Annotated in this window: 18 protein-coding genes; 9 read left to right on the forward strand and 9 right to left on the reverse strand. The window is 62.7% G+C overall.

Going from position 1 to position 21,023, the window contains the following annotated elements:
• The first annotated feature begins 68 nt into the window (after positions 1-68).
• The gene (locus tag EGO55_RS09225) at positions 69-923 is read left to right on the forward strand and encodes a hypothetical protein (protein WP_021689707.1); all 855 of its coding nucleotides are present in this window, start codon (positions 69-71) and stop codon (positions 921-923) included.
• An 11-nt stretch (positions 924-934) separates the two neighbouring features.
• On the opposite strand, the gene EGO55_RS09230 is transcribed toward EGO55_RS09225, so the two are convergent.
• The gene (locus tag EGO55_RS09230; RefSeq protein WP_021689706.1) at positions 935-2,332 is read right to left on the reverse strand and encodes an alkaline phosphatase PhoX; all 1,398 of its coding nucleotides are present in this window, start codon (positions 2,330-2,332) and stop codon (positions 935-937) included.
• 127 nt (positions 2,333-2,459) lie between these two features.
• On the opposite strand from EGO55_RS09230, the gene EGO55_RS09235 reads away from it, so the two are divergent.
• The 4 genes from EGO55_RS09235 to EGO55_RS09250 are packed head-to-tail and all read left to right on the forward strand — an operon-like array spanning position 2,460 to position 7,762.
• Positions 2,460-3,485 (forward strand): glycosyltransferase family 2 protein, encoded by a 1,026-nt coding sequence (locus EGO55_RS09235; RefSeq protein ID WP_021689705.1) that lies wholly within the window; start codon positions 2,460-2,462, stop codon positions 3,483-3,485.
• Positions 3,478-5,106, forward strand: a complete 1,629-nt coding sequence (locus tag EGO55_RS09240; RefSeq protein ID WP_021689704.1) for a hypothetical protein — start codon at positions 3,478-3,480, stop codon at positions 5,104-5,106. The genes EGO55_RS09235 and EGO55_RS09240 overlap by 8 nt, the downstream gene beginning before the upstream one ends.
• Positions 5,103-6,062 carry a lysylphosphatidylglycerol synthase transmembrane domain-containing protein gene (locus EGO55_RS09245; RefSeq protein WP_021689703.1) on the forward strand — a complete coding sequence of 320 codons (960 nt, stop codon included), beginning with the start codon at positions 5,103-5,105 and terminating at the stop codon, positions 6,060-6,062. Before EGO55_RS09240 ends, EGO55_RS09245 begins: the two co-directional genes overlap by 4 nt.
• A complete protein-coding gene (locus EGO55_RS09250) occupies positions 6,059-7,762 on the forward strand; it encodes a hypothetical protein (RefSeq protein ID WP_021689702.1) in 1,704 nt (567 codons plus the stop codon). The genes EGO55_RS09245 and EGO55_RS09250 overlap by 4 nt, the downstream gene beginning before the upstream one ends.
• Positions 7,763-7,814: 52 nt before the next feature.
• On the opposite strand, the gene bktB is transcribed toward EGO55_RS09250, so the two are convergent.
• From bktB to cysD, 4 genes are all read right to left on the reverse strand, one after another.
• A complete protein-coding gene (bktB, locus tag EGO55_RS09255; RefSeq protein WP_021689701.1) occupies positions 7,815-9,002 on the reverse strand; it encodes a beta-ketothiolase BktB in 1,188 nt (395 codons plus the stop codon).
• Between the two features lie 134 nt (positions 9,003-9,136).
• The gene (locus tag EGO55_RS09260) at positions 9,137-9,901 is read right to left on the reverse strand and encodes a 3'(2'),5'-bisphosphate nucleotidase CysQ (RefSeq protein ID WP_021689700.1); all 765 of its coding nucleotides are present in this window, start codon (positions 9,899-9,901) and stop codon (positions 9,137-9,139) included.
• Positions 9,898-11,817: a sulfate adenylyltransferase subunit CysN gene (gene cysN / locus EGO55_RS09265; protein ID WP_021689699.1), complete on the reverse strand. Its 1,920-nt coding sequence runs from the start codon at positions 11,815-11,817 to the stop codon at positions 9,898-9,900. Before cysN ends, EGO55_RS09260 begins: the two co-directional genes overlap by 4 nt.
• A complete protein-coding gene (gene cysD / locus EGO55_RS09270; RefSeq protein ID WP_021689698.1) occupies positions 11,817-12,716 on the reverse strand; it encodes a sulfate adenylyltransferase subunit CysD in 900 nt (299 codons plus the stop codon). Before cysD ends, cysN begins: the two co-directional genes overlap by 1 nt.
• A gap of 142 nt (positions 12,717-12,858) precedes the next feature.
• Here cysD and EGO55_RS09275 point away from each other — a divergent pair, with 142 nt between their 5' ends.
• Positions 12,859-13,965: a helix-turn-helix transcriptional regulator gene (locus tag EGO55_RS09275; RefSeq protein WP_021689697.1), complete on the forward strand. Its 1,107-nt coding sequence runs from the start codon at positions 12,859-12,861 to the stop codon at positions 13,963-13,965.
• A gap of 77 nt (positions 13,966-14,042) precedes the next feature.
• Positions 14,043-14,789 (forward strand): hydroxyacylglutathione hydrolase, encoded by a 747-nt coding sequence (gloB, locus tag EGO55_RS09280; RefSeq protein ID WP_021689696.1) that lies wholly within the window; start codon positions 14,043-14,045, stop codon positions 14,787-14,789.
• Between the two features lie 10 nt (positions 14,790-14,799).
• Here gloB and EGO55_RS09285 read toward each other — a convergent pair whose 3' ends face one another.
• Positions 14,800-16,137, reverse strand: a complete 1,338-nt coding sequence (locus EGO55_RS09285) for a lipopolysaccharide biosynthesis protein (protein ID WP_040715243.1) — start codon at positions 16,135-16,137, stop codon at positions 14,800-14,802.
• 158 nt (positions 16,138-16,295) lie between these two features.
• Between EGO55_RS09285 and EGO55_RS09290 the strand changes: the two genes are divergently transcribed.
• A complete protein-coding gene (locus EGO55_RS09290; protein ID WP_021689694.1) occupies positions 16,296-17,042 on the forward strand; it encodes a phosphocholine cytidylyltransferase family protein in 747 nt (248 codons plus the stop codon).
• Here the strand turns inward: EGO55_RS09290 and EGO55_RS09295 are convergent.
• From EGO55_RS09295 to EGO55_RS09305, 3 genes are read right to left on the reverse strand one after another with little or no spacing between them, the layout of a single operon-like run.
• Positions 17,018-18,172, reverse strand: coding sequence for a glycosyltransferase (locus EGO55_RS09295; protein ID WP_021689693.1), 1,155 nt, complete (start codon positions 18,170-18,172; stop codon positions 17,018-17,020). The genes EGO55_RS09290 and EGO55_RS09295 overlap by 25 nt on opposite strands.
• Before the next feature lie 15 nt (positions 18,173-18,187).
• Entirely contained in the window at positions 18,188-18,616 is a 429-nt protein-coding gene (locus EGO55_RS09300) for an HIT family protein (protein ID WP_021689692.1), read from the reverse strand.
• Positions 18,613-19,746, reverse strand: a complete 1,134-nt coding sequence (locus tag EGO55_RS09305; RefSeq protein ID WP_021689691.1) for a CDP-alcohol phosphatidyltransferase family protein — start codon at positions 19,744-19,746, stop codon at positions 18,613-18,615. Before EGO55_RS09305 ends, EGO55_RS09300 begins: the two co-directional genes overlap by 4 nt.
• 230 nt (positions 19,747-19,976) lie before the next feature.
• On the opposite strand from EGO55_RS09305, the gene EGO55_RS09310 reads away from it, so the two are divergent.
• Entirely contained in the window at positions 19,977-21,020 is a 1,044-nt protein-coding gene (locus tag EGO55_RS09310; protein ID WP_021689690.1) for a diacylglycerol kinase family protein, read from the forward strand.
• Positions 21,021-21,023 lie beyond the last annotated feature (3 nt).

Raw genomic sequence — 21,023 nt, forward strand, 5'->3', positions numbered from 1 at the left:
CCTGCGATCGGCATGATGCGTGCCGCGCAATTGCCGCTATTCTCCCCGGTGCATGCGGGAGAGCGGCGATGACGAAGACGGTGCCCGGCGATATCCGCCACATTCCACCCGAAAAGCATTGGGCCCATTTCGCCCGGTCGTGGAAGGCCCTGAAAACCTACACCTATCTCGGCAAGGAAACGCCCTATATCGACGCTGGCGTCGTGGAAGAAACGATGCCGCTGCGCCATGATATGCGCAATGCCGGTGGGGGGATCATGGTCGCCCCTTTATGCATTCTCGCGCCCGAACCCTATTGGCGTGATGACGCATGCGTGCCCGCCCCTGTTTCGATGAGCTATCAGATCGTCGACCCTGCGCATGATGTCACGCGCCTGCTGGTGCAGCGCGACGTGATCCACGTGGGACGGCAGATGGGGTTCAGCCGTTCGCGTATCGTTGATTATCATAACCACGACAGGATTATCGCCGTGGCTTGCGGCAGCGGGGTGAGCCTGGGGGATGTGCCGCCGGGGTTCGAACCCGTCGATAACCCGCTGGATGCGGTGGTCGATGCGCCTGACATGCCCAGCTTGCGCGACGCCTTCGGGATCACCGCCGATCCGGGCGGCGGGCTGGCGATTGCCGGTGTGACCCCTGAAATCGCCACGCCGCATGCGACCCTGCATCTCGGCCCGATCGCGATCGCGCTGGAAGGGGCCGCGATGGATGCGGCCGCATGCGTGGCGGGCGGCGATGCGTTTCAGGCGGAAAGCGGTACCGTGTTGATGGTGAAACCGGGCACGGTCGGGCCGTTTGTCGCCACGGCTGCTGTGGTCAACCCGCAAGGAACGCGGATCGCGGTGGAGGCGCAACTGGCCGATCAGGGCATGGCGGGCCGGATTGTGGCCACCGCCAGTTTCGTATTCCACCGTTTGCGGTGATCCCTGCGGCGTCAGGCGCGCCAGGGACCGGTGATGGCCAGCGTCATCGTGGGGCTGAAGGCATTGACGAACAGGGTGCGCCCATCTGGTGAGAAACAGGCCCCGGCCAGTTCGGTCTGCCGCCGCAGCCGGGCCAGCGGATAGGCGGTGCCTTCCGGCGTGATCCCGCGCAGATAGTTGTCGACGATATCGGTATATTGATCTTCGCAGACAATCAGATGGCCGTTGGGCGCGACAGTCAGGTTGTCACCGTAATTGAATTCCTCGGGCCCGCGCGATTCGAAGAACAGTTGCAGCCGGTCGCCAGTCTGATCGCCTGACTGACCGGGCTGGAAGCGGAATATCTGGCCATAGCGTTTGGCCCCGCCCGAGGTGCAGCAGAAGTACAGTTCGCCTTCTCCCATATGGATGCCTTCCCCGCGCGCGAACGGCAAGGCGCCCGCCGCCACGCCGCGTTTGCGCAGGTCGTCGGCGGGGCTTTCGACATTGTCGAGCGCAATCCAGTGGGCCGCATGCCAGCTGCCCGGCGCCATCGCCGCGTCCTGCCAGTTGCGGCTGTCGGACAGCGTCCCCGGCATCAGCGCCAGTGCTTCCAGCCTGCCGCCTTCGGCAAGCTTGCCCGCAACTTTGGGGATGAAGCGGTAAAGCAGCCCGTCTTCGCGGTCTTCGGTGAGATAGACAATCCCGGTGGCGGGATCGACGGCGGCGGCCTCGTGATTGAAACGGCCCATGGCCTTGAGCGGGACGGCCTCGACCTGGCGGGTCGCATGGGCGGGCACTTCGAAGATCCAGCCGTGATCCTGCCCGACCTTGTCACCCGCGCGGGTGACGTCTTCCTCGCAGGTCAGCCAGCTACCCCAGGGTGTGGTGCCGCCTGCGCAATTACGAATGGTCCCCGCCAGAGACCGGAACTGCCGTTCGACCTTGAGTGTCGCGGAATCCAGAATCAGCGTGGTGGTGCCGCCCGGCAGCACTTTGCCTGCCAGCAAACGGTCATAACCGGTTTGCAGCGTTGCCCCGGCTTCGTGGGCGATTTTCAGTTCGTGATTGCGGACCAGTGCCAGCTTGCCATCCGCCATGGCAAAGCACCCCATGCCGTCGGCGTTGTCGGGCACCATACCGCCATCGTCCATCGCATCGCCGAAGCGCGAAATGACCTTGTATGTGAAGCCTTTCGGCAAATCGAGCAGGGCCTGCGGGTCTTTTTCGAGCGGGCCGTAAAACGGGAGGGCGGACGTCTGGGCCAGCGCCGGAACACCTCTGCTGGCAGCGAGCAAAGCGGCAAAAGCAGCCCCTGCCCCCTTCAGGACAGCGCGGCGATCAGTCGGGAAAGGCAATGTGTGCGTGTGCGGTTCCATGGTCATCCCGTTGGAAAAGGTGTGATCACCACCGCCCTGCCGCGAAACCATGACAACCGCATTACACCACGGTTCATCGGGATCGTTTCACAGTGTGGCGAGTTGACATTCCGACGTCATGTTTCGTCCGTTATGTGGCGCTGTTTGCCCATTGCGGCCCAACTGCATCGAGGGTTTCTTGAAGCTCATAATCCAGATTCCCTGTTACAATGAAGAACAAGCCCTGCCCGAAGCACTGGCGCAACTGCCCCGTGAGCTGCCGGGTATCGATCGTGTCGAATGGCTGATCATCAACGACGGCAGCAGCGACCGGACGGTGGAGGTCGCGCGTCAGCACGGGGTGGATCACATTGTCGATCTGCCGGTGAATATGGGCCTTGCCCATGGCTTCATGGCCGGGTTGGCACGGGCCGTGGCCGAAGGCGCGGATATCATCGTCAATACCGATGCCGATAACCAGTATGATGCCAGCTGCATTCCCGACCTGATTCAGCCGATACTGGATCGGCGTGCGCAGTTCGTCATCGGTGATCGGCCCATTCCCACCATTGCGCATTTTTCTCCGATGAAGCGGCTGTTGCAGCGGCTGGGCAGCGGGGTTGTGAAGCGCGTTTCGCGAACGGCGATCAACGATGCACCCAGCGGGTTCCGCGCGCTGACCCGTGAAGCGGCCATGCGGATCAACATCTTCGACAGTTACACCTATACGCTGGAATCGATCATTCAGGCGGGTCTGTCGAACATCCGCATCGTATCGGTGCCGATCCGGGTGAACGGCGAAACGCGGCCTTCGCGGCTGGTGAAATCGATTGGCGATTATGTCCGGCGTTCGATGGGATCGATCCTGCGGAGCTATTTCGTCTACAAGCCGTTCAAGGCCTTCCTGTGGCTATCGCTCGCCCCGCTCCTTCTCGGGCTGATGCTGATCGGGCGGTGGACATGGCTGACCTATATCCTGCCCGATGGCCGCACCCATGTGCCAAGCCTGATCGGTGCGGCGATCCTGCTGCTGATCGTGGCGATCATGTGGATCGGCGGCTTGCTGGGCGAATTGCTGGGCATCAACCGGCGGTTGCTGGAAAATATCCAGTACGCGGCGCGGCGGGCCGAAGCGGCCGGGGCTGCGCTGCCCACCCACCCGCCGGAACCGGCCACCCGCAACATGCTGCAAGCGGCCATCCGCGAACCAGCCCGCCATGACTGATACGGACGGGGCGCCGCTGACGGCGCGCGATGCCCTGGCGCTGCGTGCGCTGGCCGAACTGCCCAAGCTTTTGACCTTGCAGGACCGCACGCCGGTCAGCCCGACATACGGGTGTTTCGACCGGGCCTATTGGCATTACCGGATGATGGATTTCCCCTGTGGGATGAGCCAGGAATTCGTTCTGCCGCTGGCATTGGCATGGTCGCTGGATATGCCGGGCAATCGCTGGTTCGGCGATCCTGCGATCCGGGAATGGGCGATTGCCGGCATACGCTATGCCGCGCGATCGGCTCATGCCGACGGCTCGTGCGACGATTACTACCCGTTTGAACGGGCGGCGGGGGCGGCGGCCTTTTCGCTTTACGCCGTGCTGCATGCGTCCGAGATTCTCGGCTGTGCCGACGATCCCGAAATCGCGGCGTTCATGCATCTGCGCGCGGGCTGGCTCGCCTATCACAAGGAAAGCGGCCGCCTGTCCAATCATGAGGCGCTGATTGTGACCTGCCTCGCCAGGCTGGGCGATATGACCAGTTCCCCGGAATGGGAAACCCCGCTGGCCGAACGGGTCGCCCGGCTCAAGAGCTGGCAGGACGAGGAAGGCTGGTTCGACGAATATGGCGGTGCCGATCCCGGTTATCTTTCGCTGACGATCGGGCTGCTGGCGGAAACAGACCGGCTGCGGCCCGATCTGGGCCTGCGCGAACCTTGCGCGCGGGCGATCGCTTTCCTTGCGGATTTTGTCCACCCCGATGGCACGCTGGGCGGCGAATATACCAGCCGGGGCACCCGCAATTTCTTTCCGCACGGATTCGAGATCGCCGGGGCATGGAACAAGACCGCGCTGCGCATCAACGATCGTGCATTGCGGCCCCTGCAGGATGGGCGCCAGCCCTGCTATTCCGACGATCATATCGTTGGCCATCATCTGTGGAGCTGGATGCGCGGCTGGGCGGAATGGCGGGACGAACGCCCTGCCCCCCTGCCCGCGCCCGACGGACGGACGCATTTTGGCAATGCGCGGCTGCTGGTCGATCATCGTGCGGGCAGCCACCTGTTCCTCGGGACATCGCGCGGCGGTGCGTTCAAACTCTACGATGACGGGGCGCTGGTGGTGTCCGATACGGGCCCGACGCTCGCAACGCAGGCTGGCAAGGTCGCGGTCACTCATCTCGATGGCAGTCGTCTGGTCGAAATCGAGGAGGACCGGCTGGTGATTGAAGGGCGCATGGCCTGGGCCAAGTCTGCCCGCCTGACCCCGGCTAAATCGGTGATCTTGCGTGTGTTGATGCTGGGGTTCGGGCGGTTCTTCCCCGATCTGATCCGGCGCCTGTTGCAGGCGGTGCTGGTAACCGGACGGCAAGATGCGCCGTTCACTTTCCGCCGCACATTTCTGCGCCGGGGCGGTGGCTGGCAGGTGCATGACGAAGTCACCCCCGAACAAGGCTGGCAGGACATTGCCATGGCCGGGATATCGGGGTTCCAGACCTCCACCACCACGATCATGGCGCGGGTCTGGGCACCCGATCAGGCGCAGCCGTGGCTGGATCTGACCGATGACGTCACGGCTTTGCAGGGCAATGCCCCGCTGGTGGTTGAACGCACATTCGGGGGCGGCGCGTGAAACGCTGGAAAAAGCTGATAGGCCTTGCCGTCAGCCTGACGGTGATGGCGCTGCTGTGGCGCGCGGTTGATCCCGCCGCGATCTGGACCGCGATGCAACAGGCCGATCCGGTGTGGCTGCTGATTGGCCTGACCATGGTGGTGCCGTTGACGTGGGTGACGGCGTGGCGGTTCATGCTGCTGGCGCGATCGGACGTTGGCATGGGGGAATCGGTGCGGCTGATCCTTGCCGCCTCCACGCTCAACCTCGCGCTGCCGTCGAAAATGGGCGATGTCGCCAAGGCGTGGGTGCTGGTCTATCGCCATCGCTTTGCCGGGGAACGGGCGCTCTCGCTGGTCGTGTTCGAAAAGATGCTGGATATGGCGTCGCTGCTTGCCTGGGGCGTGCCTGCGCTGCTCTGGGTTGGCGGGCGCGATCCGCTTTACTGGCTGGCGGCGTTGGCGATTGGCGGGTTGTTCGCCCTGCTTGCCCTGCTGCTGGCGCCCTTCCCGCTGGCGGCAAGGCTGATACGGCTGGTTGTCCGGTTTGTGCCAGCGGGGATCGGCGGGAAGATCGCCCGTTTCGAAGAGGAATGGACCCGCACGGTGCAATGGTTCTGGACCGGGCGGCGCGCGGGCGGGATCGTGGCGATTTCGTTCCTGCTGTGGGGCGGGCACCTGTTCCAGTTCTGGTTGTTCGCGCGGGCACTGGGGCCTGCGATCCCTCTGGCGGATAATATGGCTTTTGCCACGCTTGCCATTCTGGCCGGGCTGGTGCCGCTGACAGCGGCGGGCATAGGCACGCGCGATGCCGCTATCGTCGCGTTCTATGGCCCGGCATTGGGGCAGGCGTCTGCGGCGGTGCTGGGGGTACTCGCCACCTCGCGCTATCTCATGCCTGCGCTGGCGGGGCTGCCGTTTCTCAGCGATTACTGGCAGCGTGACAAAGCGGCGCTGGCAGCGCAACCGGTGCCATGATCACTGCGCCGCCTGCCATGCCCAGGGCGCGCCTGTGGCAGTGGCTCTATATCGCACTGGTAATGGTGCTGGCGGCCAATTTCCTGTGGCGTTTCGGTTTTCTGCTGCCCGATGCGCGGGACTGGATCGATGATGACGCGCGCCAGTTTCTGACCTGGAGCGCGCGCATCGCCAGCCCCGCTGCGCTGAAGGGCGATCTGCTGGCGGATTACTGGCAATCGGTTACGCCTCTGCCGTTCCAGTGGCTTCTGCGCGGCTTTGCGCTCGTGGGCATAGGGCCGGTCATGGCGGTGAAGCTGCTGCCTCTGATCCTGCTGCCATTCACCGCGCTGATGGCGTGGAAACTGGCCATGGCGCTAACCCGCCATCCGATGGTGGCCTTCCTTGCCGCCGGGCTGGTGCTGCTTACCGTGATGCGGGCGGATAATCTCATGACGGGCACGCCGCGGGTATTTTCCGCTCCGCTGGTTCTGCTGTTTCTCTATGGGCTGGTACGCGGCAGGGCGCTGTTGATGCTGGCGGGTGTCGCTGTGCTGGGGGCGGTCTATCCCGCGCCGGCCGTATCGGCATTCGGCATGTTGGGGCTCAGCAAATTGCGTGCACCGCCGCGCCTGTTCGACTGGTCGTGGCGCACGCTTGCCCTGTTGGGGGCCTGTGTTGTCGCACTGGCTGCGGTGGCCCTGCCCTTTGCGGGCCAGGCGGGTGCGTTTGGCCCGGCGATCAGCCTGGCCGATGCCATGACCATGCCGAGCATGATCATGCCGGACGGACGCAGCACGATCGTCGATGCCACGGGGCAGATCGGTTGGCTTTGCTCCCAACGTATCGGCTTCGCGCCGTTGATCCTGCCTTGTGCGGGGCCGGCTGATCCCCGGACATGGTTGCTCTATGCGTTGGTCCTTGGCCCTGCCGTAGCTATGGGGGTGTTGTGGTGGCGCGGGCCGCGTGTGCGGTCTGCGACGCGCTGGAATCCCACGCCGCTCTACGCGCTTGCGCTGGGGTCGGCGCTGGTGTGTTACGTGATCGCCGCAATGGTGGCGTTCGAACTGCACGTACCCAGCCGGTATAGCCAGCGTCTGCTCGAAGTGACCGTGCCATTGGCTTTGGGGCATGTCGTGGGCATGGCCTGCCTCCTGGCAACGGGCAAAAGATCGCGTCGGATCGCCACGGCGGCGATGGCGGTCCTGACTATTGCCCTGTTCGTCGGGTTTGCCGCGATCAAGGTAGTCAAACCGGCCCGGCCCACCGATCCGGCGGCCGTGGCCTTTGTCCGGCATCTGCCCGCCAATGTTGTTATTGCGGGGCTCAGCGACGATCTCGAAAGCTGGCCCGCGCTCACCGGGCGGGCCGTGATCGCCACGCCGGAGCACGCGATCCCTTATCAGAAGGGCTATTTCACACAGGTGGAAGCGCGGCTTGGCGATACTGTCACAGCGCTGGCCAGCGCGCAGCCCGCCGTGCTGGCCGCTTTTGTAAAACGCCGGGGGGTGACGCATATCGTCGTGGAACGCCGCTTTCTCGAGAGCGGTGTGATGGCGCCGGATTATGGCGCGGTCGTGCCCGATGCGGTGAAGGCGGCCGAGGCTGCGCGCGCACGTGAACCGTCACTCGTGCAACGCCATGCGCGCGCTTGCGCGGTCTATGCCGGCCCCGCGCTGGTGATTGCCGATCCCGTTTGCCTTGTGGCCAAGGCACCATAGAAAAAGGGGCAGGCGCCGCAGCACCCGCCCCCGTTCTCTTGTCGTGTGTCGATCAGGCGCAGCGTTCGATGATCATGGCAATGCCTTGCCCGCCACCGATGCACATGGTGACCAGCGCATAGCGACCGCCGATCCGCTCCAGTTCGTACATCGCCTTGACGGTGATCACCGATCCGGTAGCGCCGACGGCATGGCCCAGCGAGATACCGCTGCCGTTGGGATTGACCTTCTCCGGCGGGAAACCCAGATCCTTGGCCACGGCGCAGGCCTGCACCGCGAAGGCTTCGTTGGATTCGATGACGTCGATATCGGCAATGGTTAGCCCAGCGCGTTCCAGCGCGATCGGCACGGCCTGGATCGGGCCGAGGCCCATCACTTCCGGTGCAACGCCTGCATGGCCCCATGCGATGATCTTGGCCATGGGCTTCAGCCCCTTGGCCTGCACGGCTTCTTCGGATGCCACGATCACGGCGGCGGCGGCGTCGTTGATGCCCGATGCGTTGCCCGGGGTGACGGTGCCGTCCTTCTTGAAGGCCGCCTTCAGCGCGCCCATCTGTTCCACCGAGGCATCGGCGCGGACGTGTTCGTCGGTATCGAACACCGTGGTGCCCTTGCGGGTCTTGATCTCGATCGGGAGAATCTGGCTCTTGAAGCGGCCTTCCGCGATGGCGCGGGCGGCGCGCTGATGGCTTTCGACGGCCAGTGCGTCCTGTTCTTCACGACCGATGCTGTAGCGTTCGGCCACATTTTCTGCAGTGACGCCCATATGCCCGTTACCGAACGGATCCTGCAGCGTGGCAAGCATGGCGTCGATCATGACCATATCGCCCATCTTGTTGCCCCAACGGGCGCTTTTCAGGACGTGGGGGGCATTGCTCATGCTTTCGGTGCCACCGGCGGCGGCAATGTCGGCTTCGCCATCAGCGACGATACGTGCGGCGAGAATGATCGACTCCAAGCCCGAACCGCAAAGACGGTTGATCGTCAGCGCAGGGGTGGCGACGGGGATTCCGGCATTCACGGCCGAGACACGGGCCAGATAGGCATCGCGCGGCTCGCTCTGGATGACCTGGCCGATTACGACATGGCCAATGTCATCTGGCGTCACGCCAGCGCGGGAAATGGCTTCGCCAAGCACGGCGGTGGCCAGCTGGTCCGGCTTGAAGCTTTTCAGACCGCCACCGAAATCACCGATAGCAGTCCGGACGCCGGAAACCAGATAAATGGGTTTGAGGGGCACGGTATATCCTCCGATAGGAAAGTTGCGACCTGGGGCGGCATTTGAAATCCGCCTTGCTTGGGCGGTCTCCTAGGAGCGCCCGGTCACAATTTCCAGTCCTTACGGCTATACCGTGCCCTGTATTGACTTGTGATTTAGGCCAGTTGTGTCGCCTGTTTCACTTTTTCGAGTACCAAATCAGCATGCTCCTTCCTGCAGATCAGCAGGTCGGGCATGTAGGTATCAGCCTGATTGTAGATCAGCGGCGACCCATCGATGCGGGAACAGTGCAGGCCATAGGCCTGCGCCACCGCCACGGGAGCGCAGCTGTCCCATTCGAACTGGCCGCCGGAATGGAGGTAGATATCCGCTTCGCCGCGGATAACCGCCATGGCCTTTGCCCCAGCCGAGCCCATCGGAACCAATTCGGCCCCGATTGCTTCGGCAACAGCCACGGCTTCGGCCGCCGGACGGGTCCGGCTGACCACCATGCGCAGCGGTGAACCCTCTGGCGGCAGCGGAGCGGGCTGGTCCGAACGCAGCACCAGATCGAGGCCGGGCAGTGCGACCGCGCCAATGGTCGGGATACCGTCCACTGTCAGGGCGATATGGACCGCCCAGTCGGTGCGTTCTTCGCCATATTCGCGCGTGCCGTCGACCGGATCGATGATCCACACCCGCGACTTGGCCAGCCGTTCCTCGGTGTCCTTGCTTTCTTCGGACAGCAGGCCATCCTCCGCGCGCTGCTCGCGCAGCGCACAGATGAGGAACTGGTTGGCGGTGACATCACCGGCCTTGCCCAGTGCCTTGCCCCCGATCAGGCCGCTTTCCCGGACCTGCAGCAGGATTTTTCCTGCTGCATCGGCCAGGCGGGCGGCGAGTTCGGCGTCGTCCTGAACGATCGCGCTGGTGCCGCTCACGAGAGCACCTGATCGACGATCAGTTCGGCAGCCTGTTCCGCAGACATCGTGGTCGTATCCACGGTGATTTCCGGATTTTCAGGCGGTTCGTAGGGGCTGTCGATACCCGTGAAGTTCTTCAGGTCACCCGCACGCGCCTTCTTGTAGAGGCCCTTCACGTCGCGGCTTTCGGCCACTTCGAGCGGGGTGTTGACGTAGATTTCCACGAATTCGCCTTCGCCCATCATGCTGCGCGCCAGCTGGCGTTCGGCACGGAAGGGCGAGATGAACGAAGTCAGCACGATCAGGCCGGCATCGGTCATCAGGCGCGCCACCTCGCCGATGCGGCGGATGTTTTCCACGCGGTCGGCATCGGTGAAGCCAAGGTCCTTGTTGAGCCCGTGGCGGATATTGTCGCCATCGAGAATGAAGGTGTGCTTGCCCAGGGCATGCAGCTTCTGCTCGACAAGGTTGGCAATGGTCGACTTGCCCGAACCCGACAGGCCGGTGAACCACAGAACCCGCGGACGCTGGTTCTTGATCGCGGCATGCGATTCGCGGCTGACGTCGATCGACTGCCAGTGGACGTTCTGTGCCCGGCGCAGTGCGAAGTGCAGCGTGCCCGCGGCCACAGTGGCATTGGTCATCCGGTCGATCAGGATGAAACCGCCCATGTCCTTGTTTTCGGTATAGGCGGAATAGACCACCCGCTTGTCCGTGCTCAGTTCGCAGACGCCGATGTCGTTCAGGCCGAGCGTTTTCGCGGCCAGATGTTCCATCGTGTTCACGTCGATGCGGTACTTGGGATGCTGTACCGCAGCCGACACGGTCTGCGTGCCGATCTTGAGGATGTAGTTACGGCCGGGGAGCATTTCCTCGTCCGCCATCCACACAACGGTCGCCTCGAACTGGTCGGCCGCTTCGGCCGGATCGTCGGCTGCGCAGATCACGTCACCGCGCGAACAGTCGATTTCATCGTCGAACGTCACTGTGATCGACTGACCGGCGGAAGCCTGATCGAGATCGCCGTCGAAGCTGACGATACGCGAAATCGTGCTGGTCTTGCCCGACGGGATCACGCGGATCGCATCACCCGGCTTGACCGTGCCAGCAGCGATCTGGCCGGCGAAACCACGGAAATCGAGGTTCGGACGGTTGACCCACTGCACGGGCAGGCGGAACGCATCGGTTGCGTTCTCGTCGGTATCGAGATCGACGGTTTCGAGATGTTCCAGCAGAACCGGGCCGGTGTACCACGCCGTGTTTTCGCTGCGCGTGGTGATATTGTCACCAGCGAGGCCCGAAATCGGAATGGCGGTGAACGATTCGATGCCAATCTGCTTCGCGAAATCGCGATAATCCGCCACGATCCGGTCAAAGGTGGACTGATCATAATCGACCAGGTCCATCTTGTTCACGGCCAGCACGATATGCTTGATGCCGATCAGCTTGGCGAGGAACGAGTGGCGACGCGTCTGCGTCAGCACGCCCTTGCGGGCATCGATCATGACAGCCGCCAGATCGGCGGTCGACGCGCCGGTGATCATGTTGCGGGTGTACTGCTCGTGGCCCGGGCAGTCGGCAACGATGAACTTGCGCTTTTCGGTCGCGAAGAAGCGATAGGCCACGTCAATCGTGATGCCCTGTTCGCGTTCCGCGGCAAGACCGTCGACCAGCAGGGCGAAATCGATCTGCTGACCCTGCGTGCCGACCTTCTTGCTGTCGCTTTCCAGCGCGGCAAGCTGATCCTCGAAGATCATCTTCGAATCGTACAGCAGGCGGCCGATCAGTGTCGACTTGCCGTCATCGACGCTGCCGCAGGTAATGAAGCGGAGCATCGTCTTGTGCTGGTGCACCTCGAGGTACTTGTCGATATCCTCGGAAATCAGTGCATCGGTCTTGTATACCGGCTCCTGGGTGGTGGTCGTCCCGGTCATCAGAAATACCCCTCCTGCTTCTTCTTCTCCATGCCAGCGCCGCCTTCGTCCTTGTCGATGGCGCGGCCTTGCCGTTCTGACGTCGTCGTCAGCAGCATTTCCTGGATAATTTCGGGCAATGTTGCGGCTTCGCTTTCAACGGCGCCGGTCAGTGGATAGCATCCCAGCGTGCGGAAGCGGATCGAACGTTCGACCGGCACTTCGCCTTCGGCCAGCGGGAAACGGTCATCGTCGACCATCAACAGCATGCCGTCGCGTTCCACTGTCGGGCGCTTGGCCGAGAAGTAGAGCGGCACGATCTCGATATTTTCGAGATGGATGTACTGCCAGATGTCCAGCTCGGTCCAGTTTGACAGCGGGAACACGCGGATGCTTTCGCCCTTGCTCTTGCGGGCGTTGTACAGCTTCCACAGTTCCGGGCGCTGGTTCTTCGGGTCCCAGCCATGGTTGGCGTTGCGGAACGAGAAGATGCGTTCCTTGGCGCGGCTCTTTTCCTCGTCACGGCGCGCACCGCCGAAGGCGGCATCAAAACCGTACTTGTCGAGCGCCTGCTTCAGACCTTCGGTCTTCCACATATCGGTATGGAGTGGACCGTGGTCGAACGGGTTGATGCCCTTTTCGATCGCTTCGGGGTTCTGATAGATCAGCAGTTCCATGCCGGCATCCTGCGCCGCCTTGTTGCGCAGCTTGTACATGTCCTGGAACTTCCAGGTCGTGTCCACGTGCAGCAGCGGGAACGGCGGGGGCGCCGGATAGAACGCCTTCTTCGCAAGGTGCAGCATGACCGCCGAATCCTTGCCCACGGAATAGAGCATTACCGGGCGTTCCGCCTCGGCAACAACTTCGCGCATGATGTGAATGCTTTCGGCCTCAAGCCGTTGCAAATGGGTCATCGTCATCTGGTGATGGTACCTTTCTTCCTGTCCCATTCCAATGCGTTGCCGATTCCAATGCAACGCCCGATGCCGAAATAACTAGGGAATGATTCTCGACATGTAGCCTCCCATATGGGAGTATGTTTTCGAAGGGCAGGAACCGGCCATGTTGACCGCACGCGATGAAGACGATCTCTTGACAGCGCTCTATTCCGGCGCGTTTGAACAGCCCTTGTGGAGCACCTTTCTGGATCGCCTGCGTGCGCGCATGGGTGCGCGCTATGCGGGGATTATTTTTCGTCCGCCCGATCGCCCGGCGAACAGTCCGGTGGAACTGTTTTCGGGTACGCGCGCGCCGCCATCGCTCAACCGCCTGTATCGCGAGGAATTGTACAAGAACGACCCCTTTCTCGATTTCAATTTGCGAGAAGGGCGGGTCTATGCGCTGTCCGATCTGTTTATCGACGGCAATCCCACGCACGATATCTTCCGCCGGGAAGTGCTGGCGCCCAGCGGTATCCGCTACATGCGGCTGGTGCGCGTATCCGAACCCAGCGGGGTCAGCACCTGGATCAGCATGTCGCGCGACCGGGATGATTTTTCGGCTGCGGATTCGGCGCTGTTCAGCCGTCTTGCCGAACATTTCCGGATCGCCCTGCGCAGCTATATTGCGCTGGAACGCGAAAAGATGCGCGCCAGCATTGCGGATGACATGATGCGCCGCCTGGCCTTCGGCTGGATCAGTCTCGATGCCCACGGGCGCGTGGTGGAAACGACCGAGCAGGCGAAGCGCATGCTGAAATATGGGCAGGGCCTGCGAATTGCCCGTAATGGCAGGCTGACCGCTAGCGATCCGCAGACCGAACGGAGACTGTCTGCGGCGATGAAGGCGATCGCCTCATCCCCGGGAGAACGGCCCCGCGCCATGCGGATCAGCACCGATCCCTGGCTTGAAATGCTGCTGGCGCCCGCAAATGGTGAAGACGAAGGTGTGGCGGGCAGCCCGGTGATGATTGCCTATCTGCAGGGTGATACCCAGTCGGAATCAGACCGTTACGAACAGATCGCCGAACTTTTCGGCCTGCTCCCCAGCGAAGCACGGCTGGCACTGGCGCTCAGCCGCGGGATGAGCATCGCCGAAGCCGCGGAAAATCTCGGCATCACTGTGGAAACTGCCCGGAACTATTCGAAGAAGATCTATGCCAAGATGGGCGCGCGCGGGCAGAACGATTTGATCCGTTATATCCTCACCAGCGTGCTGGCCTTGGCCTGAGCCTTCCCTTCACGCCTATTTGTGCCGATAATACCCGTCACGATTGTATCACAGCCCCCTTGCTGCAGAGGACGCCCATGCCCCTGACTATTCATCAGTTTCCCTGCCTGAGCGACAATTACGGTTTTCTGGTGCGGGATGTGGCGAGCGGCAAGGTCGCCTGCATCGATACGCCCGATGCCGATGCCATTATCGCGGAGGCAGAACGGCTGGGCTGGGGCATCGATATGGTGTTGAACACACACTGGCATCCCGATCACGCGGGCGGGAACGCGGCGATCAAGGCGCGGTTCGGTGCGGAACTGGTCGGGCCGCAGGAAGTGCTTGCCCATTATCCCCTCGATCGCACGGTGGGCGACGGCGATGCTGTCGATCTGGGGGGGACGCGCTTTGCTGTCATCGATACGGGTGGCCACACGCTGGGGCACATCTGTTATCACGATGCGGATGATGGTGTGGCTTTCGTTGGCGATACGCTGTTTCCGCTCGGCTGTGGTCGGCTGTTCGAAGGCACCGCGCAACAGATGTGGGACAGCCTGTCGCGCCTTGCCGCGTTGCCGCCGCAAACAGTGGCTTACAGCGCCCACGAATATACGCTGTCGAACGGGCGTTTCGCGGTGACGGTGGATGATTCACCCGCACTGGCCGCCCGAATGGATCAGGTGCGCGCGGCGCGCGACCGGGGCGAACCCACCGTGCCGACCACGATCGGGGCGGAACGCGAAACCAATCCGTTCCTGCGCGCGCCCTTGTTGCGCGCCGGTTCCGATCCGGCTGCGGCTTTCGCGGAAATTCGCGCCCTCAAGGACAATTTCAAAGGTTAGAGGGCGGGGCCTAGTCTGCTGACGCGGGCGGAGGCGGCGTGTCCAGTTTGCGCCACGCCATGATCCCTGCGAAAATATAGGCAATGGCCCCGGCAATGGCGACGGCCCAACCAATCCCGGTGGCGGTATGGGTTGGCGCAAAAATGCTGATCGAGACGGCCAATGCCGCCAGCGAAAACAGCTTGGCTCCGAGCGCCTGACGGGCATTGCCGGTCGAATGAAGCACCGGTTCGAAGGCGACACTGGCCAATTCGAAAGCGGCGCCGATCGTCAGTGGAACAAGGATGACATGGGCCGCGCCGAATGCATCCCCGCCCAGCAGAGCCAGCAATTGCTTGCCCAGCACGATTGCCAGCACCACGATCAGTGCGCTCGCCCCGCCAGCCAGCAGGCTGGTGTGTATGACGAGCTTGCGGAATTCCCCGGATGCTGCGGCAAAACGCGCGCGGGCGATTTCGGCATAGGCGGAACGGGTCAGCAGCGTGGACAGTTTGCCCAGCCCCTGGCTGAGTTGCTGCGCCAGACGGAACAGGCCCGCAGCCTTGGTCCCGGCGAAATAGCCGACGGCCAGCAGCGGCCCGTTGCGGATGGCCGCGTCCACTGTGGCCGTGGCGAAAGTCACCAGGAAGAAGCGGACGATTCCGAGGTTCTCGTGCAGGGCCTCGCGCCATTGGCGCATGACCCGCCAGTTAATTGCATCGGGGGCGAGATACCGCGCCAGCGCCCAGTACAAGGCCGCTTCGATAAGATCGATAACCGCCCAGGCGATCAGGAAACGGACCAGACTGGGGCCGGTCAGCCAGATGCCAACAGCCGCAATCAGGCGGCCAACGGGGACAATCGCCTCCACATAAGTCGCCGCATCGAACCGGTCGAGCGCACGAACGATGCCTGTGGGGGCCGATACGATGGCCCACAGCGCCGCGACGCTGAACCAGAAGGCCGTACCCACCAGGTCGGGGTTGATGTCGAGAGCATCACCGAACTGGTAGAAGACCACCCATGCGATCACGCTGCCGACGATGGCGCCCAGCACATCGAGGATACCGCACAGCATGCTCAGACGCCCGAATGCGCCCCAGTTCTTGTTGTGCACATGTTCGGCGCCATAACGCACGACAATGCGCCATGTCTGGAACCCTGCAATGGCGACAAGCGCCTGCGACGTCCCGAAAATAAGTGAAAAGTGCCCGAAGCCCTTAAGGCCGAGCGAACGGGTGAGAATGGCCAGATAGAGCAGGCTGCAAATCGCGCCGAAACCCTTGCCGCCCAACAGCCAGACGGTGTTGGTAAGCATACGGCCCAGCAAGGATTCGGGCATTGGTCGCGAGCGGGCCTTGGCAGGCATTGCTTAGCCTTTGAACGAGCCGATCCGTTTGCGCAAGCGCATTGGCGGTGTTGTGAGAACGGGCCGACCGGTCAGGGGGCGGTGGTTCTGGCCCGGGGCAGTGGGCAAACCCGCAATAATGCCTTCATTCGGGCGCAATCCCGGATTAGAGGGGCGTCATGATCGAACATGCCATATTGCTCAGCGCGGGTCAGGGCTCGCGTATGTTGCCCCTTACGGTGGACCGGCCCAAATGCCTGATCGAGTTTTCGGGGCGCTCGCTGCTGTCCTGGCAGATCGAGATGCTGGCGCGCGGGGGCGTTCGGCGGATCGATGTGGTGACCGGGTTCATGACCGATATGGTGGACGAAGCGATTGCCGCCATCCGCGACCCACGGGTGGAGATCCGCACCCGGTTCAATCCCTTCTACAAAGTGGCGGATAATCTCGGATCGTGCTGGATCGCGCGGGATGTGATGCACGATGATTTCCTGATCCTCAACGGCGATACGCTGGTTTCGGAAAAGATCGTGGCGCGGGTGCAGCAGGATAATGACTGGCCGATCGCGGTGACAGTGGACGTCAAGGACGGTTATGACAGCGACGATATGAAAGTCGTGCGCGAAGGCGATCGCCTTATGCGCATCGGCAAGACGCTGGGCGCGGACGAAACCAACGCTGAATCGATCGGGTTTCTGGCGTTTCGCGGGGAAGGTGCGGCTTTGTTCCGCAATGCCGTGCGTGCGGCGATGCGCACCCCGGAAGGGGTGCAGCACTGGTATCTCAAGGTGATCGACAGTCTGGCGCCGACGGGCAAGGTCGGCACGGTTTCGATCGAAGGGCTCGGCTGGGCCGAAGTCGATTTCCTCAACGATATCGAAATCGCGACAGACCTGACCGATCAGTGGGCGGCAGGGGATACCTGATTGGCGGCCAAAACGTCGGAAAACAGGCGCTGATAAGAACCCAGGGTCGTGCGGATGTCGAATTCTGCCGCGCGTCGCCCCGGAGCCACGCGGGTGGCCGGATCGCATTGCTGCAGGATCGCGCGGGCCATCGCCTGGATGTCCATTGGGTCGACGAGAATGCCATAACGCCCGTTGTCGAGAACTTCTGCGGCATTGCCCGCAGTAGCCGATGCCACGACTGGCGTGTCGCAAGCCATCGCTTCGAGCAGGACGTTGGCCGATCCTTCCCATAGCGACGGAAGCACCAGTGTCGCCGCCCGGGCGACATAAGGGAACGGGTTGGCAATCCGCCCGACGAAATCGAGGCTGTCGGACAAGCCCAGTTGCGCACCGAGTCGTTCCAGTTCTGCGCGATTACCGGCTTTGCCGCCGCCCAGCAGCAGCAGGCGCAGATCGCGGGTGCGGCGGGCTTCTGCCACCGCGCGCATCAGCGTGGGAAAATTCTTCTGTTCCACCAGCCGCCCGACGGCGATCACCACAGGGATGTCTTCGGCGAACCACGGGTGATCGCAGGGCGCTGTCTTTTGCGCGGCGATTTTATCCAGAGGCACCCCGTTGCGGATGATCTGCGCCTTGCCCGCATCCAGGGCCCGGGCCAGCACTGGCTCCTGCGCCAGCCCGGGTGAAACCATCACCACTTGCGCGCCATCGCGGATGATCGCGCGGGCCACCAGCCGCCGCCGAATGGCTCCGGGCAGCGAACGCAATCCGTCGGCCTGATGCGTCAGGTCATTGCTGATGCGATAGACCCGCTGTGGCTTGCGCAACCCCCTGCTGGCGAGAAGGCACGGCAAATGTGCATGATTCCCGGCGGAGAGGAGAATATCGGGCGGGTTGCGTTGTAACGAGGCCCGCAGACGCGGAATGGTATAGGCCATGGCGAGTGAGCGCGAACGCTTGTTGCGGGATGCATCGAGCAGGACTTCGCGTTTTATGGACGCTGCCTGCCCCGCAAGATCGCCATTGTCATAGCACAGCAGCAGCCGGACATCCCATCCGGCCTGCTGCATATGCTGGGCGATCGCTATGGCGTTGCGTACGACCCCGGTTGCAGCAAGATTGTGAACGAAAATTCCAATTGAAAGCATCCATAAAGTTTGCCCTCATTCGAAATGCCCTGCAACCTCTTCACGCAGTTGAATTATCTCATCGGCCGTCAGGGCAATCGCGTGGCCCAGATCCGGTAATTTGGGCCAGCCCACATCCACGAATTCCCGGCCGTTCCATTCGCGCGCGCCCTCGTAACGGGGGATGACGTGGAAATGGACATGCGGATCGACCATCATCAGCATGAGATAGTTGATTTTGGCAAAGCCGACGAAGCGGCCCAGTGCGGTTTCGATAGCCCCGGTGATCTGTTGCAGTTCGGCATGGGCCCCGGCGGGGAGGCTGCCAAATGCGGTCACATCGGATTTCGCGGCCAGTACGAGGCTGCCCAGCGTCGGCTGTGCGGGTCGCAGCAGCACCACCCAGTGATCGTATTCGCGGATCAGTGTCGCGGGATAGCCAAAGGCCCGGATCGTATCGTTCATGCCTGTTCCTCTGCCAGCCAGGAGGTGATGGTCCCGCCGCGCGCCACGACGATCCGGGCCTGTATCAGGCGGATCGCATGGATGGCGCAGGACAGCACGGTCCACCATGCCACCGCGATAATCCCCAAATCAGGGCGGGAAAACAACATGGCGACAAACAGAATGACCATGTTCGGGTTGCGGCGGGCAGTAATCAGGCGGAACTGGCTGTCGAACCTGCGCCAGACATGGATATGCATCATGTCGTTCTGGCGCATGAACAGCCCTTCGATCAGGCGCTGCACGATATAGCCACCCTGAATGGCGGCCTGCACCCACCAGAACGTTGTCGTATCGAGTGCGAGCCCCCAGTAAACCAGCCCGGTTGCCCAGAACCACCACCAGAATGGCGGATGCACGAGATCGATGCCGTGATCGAAAATGTTCCCCCACCAGCTGGAAGTTATGGTGCAGCGGGCGAGTTTGCCGTCGACCGTGTCCAGCACCATGAAGACCAGCCCCATGGCCATGCCTTCCCAATACCGGCCATAGGCGAAGGCAATTGTCGCCGCGACACACAGGATCGCGCCGACAGCGGTGACCATATTCGGAGTGATCCCGAATTTCGCGGCAATGCGGGTCAGCACCAGGGCCCATTCGGGCCACAGGTACTTGGTCAGAATGTCTGTCACGCCCTTGTAGGCGCCATAGTAGCTGGCGCGTTCGGCCTGCCGCAGCGTTTCCGGCGTCAGCGCCATTAGAAACGGCGTTTCGCGCTTGCGCAGCTGCTTGTTCATGATCGTGGGGCCGTCTTCGTAAGCGAGGACGGTGAAGCCATGGTCCGCCGACAGCGGCCGGTTTTCGCTGATGGCGCTGCGCAGGGCTTCCGCTTCTGCGGCGGTGCGCGCATGGCCCAGGGCAGGAACCCCGCGCAAGGTCAGCACAAGACCGGGCTGGTCGGCAACGTGCCGGAACCATGCCGGATCGAACGCTGCCGCGCCGTTGTCGATCACGATCGGGGCACTAGCGTCTTCTCGCAAGGCAATGCTGCGGGCGAGGCGACGGGTGCGTTCCGCTGTTGTCAGGCCCCACAGCAAGGTCGGGTTCTGCCCCACCGTCTGACTGGCGGGTTTGGTGTTGTCGGGTTTCATGATCGCGCTGTTGCCTGTCGTGATGGTGCCTATCGCCTAAGGTGTGCTGCCGGTTATGACAATGGCGCGCTGTTGTGTGCATTTACGCTGCTGTAAATGTGGGGTTGGAAAATAATAACGTTATATCAGTATGTTATGTGTAATCCCCGATGCCTGAAGCGCGCAAAAAACCATAATTCTGTAAAAAAACGGTAGTTTTTCGCGCGTGCAGCATCGATATAGCGGGTCTGATGGAAGGATCGATCTACCAGTTTGGCGGCCTGCCACGGTCGCTTGCCGTCCGGGCGGGGGCGCAAGGTGCTTCGTCCGGGCCGCGAGGTGGCTCGGTGCCGGCTGCGCCTCTGGTCGGGGTTATCCGCAATCCGCGCAGCCATCGCAACAAGGGCCATATGCCCGAACTCGATGGGCAGCCGAACATCATCACCGCCAGCCCGCCGACACGGACCGAGCTGGTGCGCGTGTTGGCCGGTTTCGCCGAACGCGGGATCGATCTTCTGGTGGTGGACGGTGGCGATGGCACCGTGCGCGACGTGCTGACCTGCGGGGCGACGATTTTCGGGGATCGCTGGCCGCACCTGATCGTGCTGCCCAAAGGCAAGACCAATGCCCTGGCCGTCGATCTCGAACTGCCCAATCACTGGTCTTTGTCCGAGGCGCTGGCAGCGGCGGCAAAAGGCCACGTTATCGAACGGCGACCGATCCTGGTTGAACAGGCTGACGGGCAGGGGGTGCCTGTGCTGGGCTATGTCTTTGGCGCGGGAATTTTCACAATCGCGACGCAGGATGGACAGACGGCGCATCGGCTGGGTGCTTTCAACAGCTTTGCCGTGGGCCTGACGGCGGCGGCCGGTGTGGCGCAGGCGTTGTTCGGGCTGGGGGCATCGCCGTGGCGGAATGTTACCCGCATGCGCATTTTCGGGGGTGAGGAACGGGTTGAAATCGCTCATTCCGGCCATGGTCGACGCGACAGCCGTTATGCCATGGCCTTTTCCACGCTGCAGCGTTTCCCTGCCGGGCTGAATCCGTTCGGGCGGCCCCGTCCGGGTATCCGTTACGTGCTGCTCGATGCGCCGTTGCGCCGGGTGGTGGCGCTGGTTCCGGGGCTTATCACCGGCTGGGATCGCCCGGGCTTTGCCAAGCTCGGCGTGCATCGTGGTTCGGTGGAGGAAGCACTCGTCGAAGTGGACGACAGCTTCATTCTCGATGGCGAAGCGTTCCCGGCGGGCCGTTATCACTTGCGCATGGGCCCCAAGATCCAGTTCATCGTCCCCTGATTG

Source organism: Caenibius tardaugens NBRC 16725 (genome assembly GCF_003860345.1).
Taxonomy (GTDB): Bacteria; Pseudomonadota; Alphaproteobacteria; order Sphingomonadales; family Sphingomonadaceae; genus Caenibius; species Caenibius tardaugens.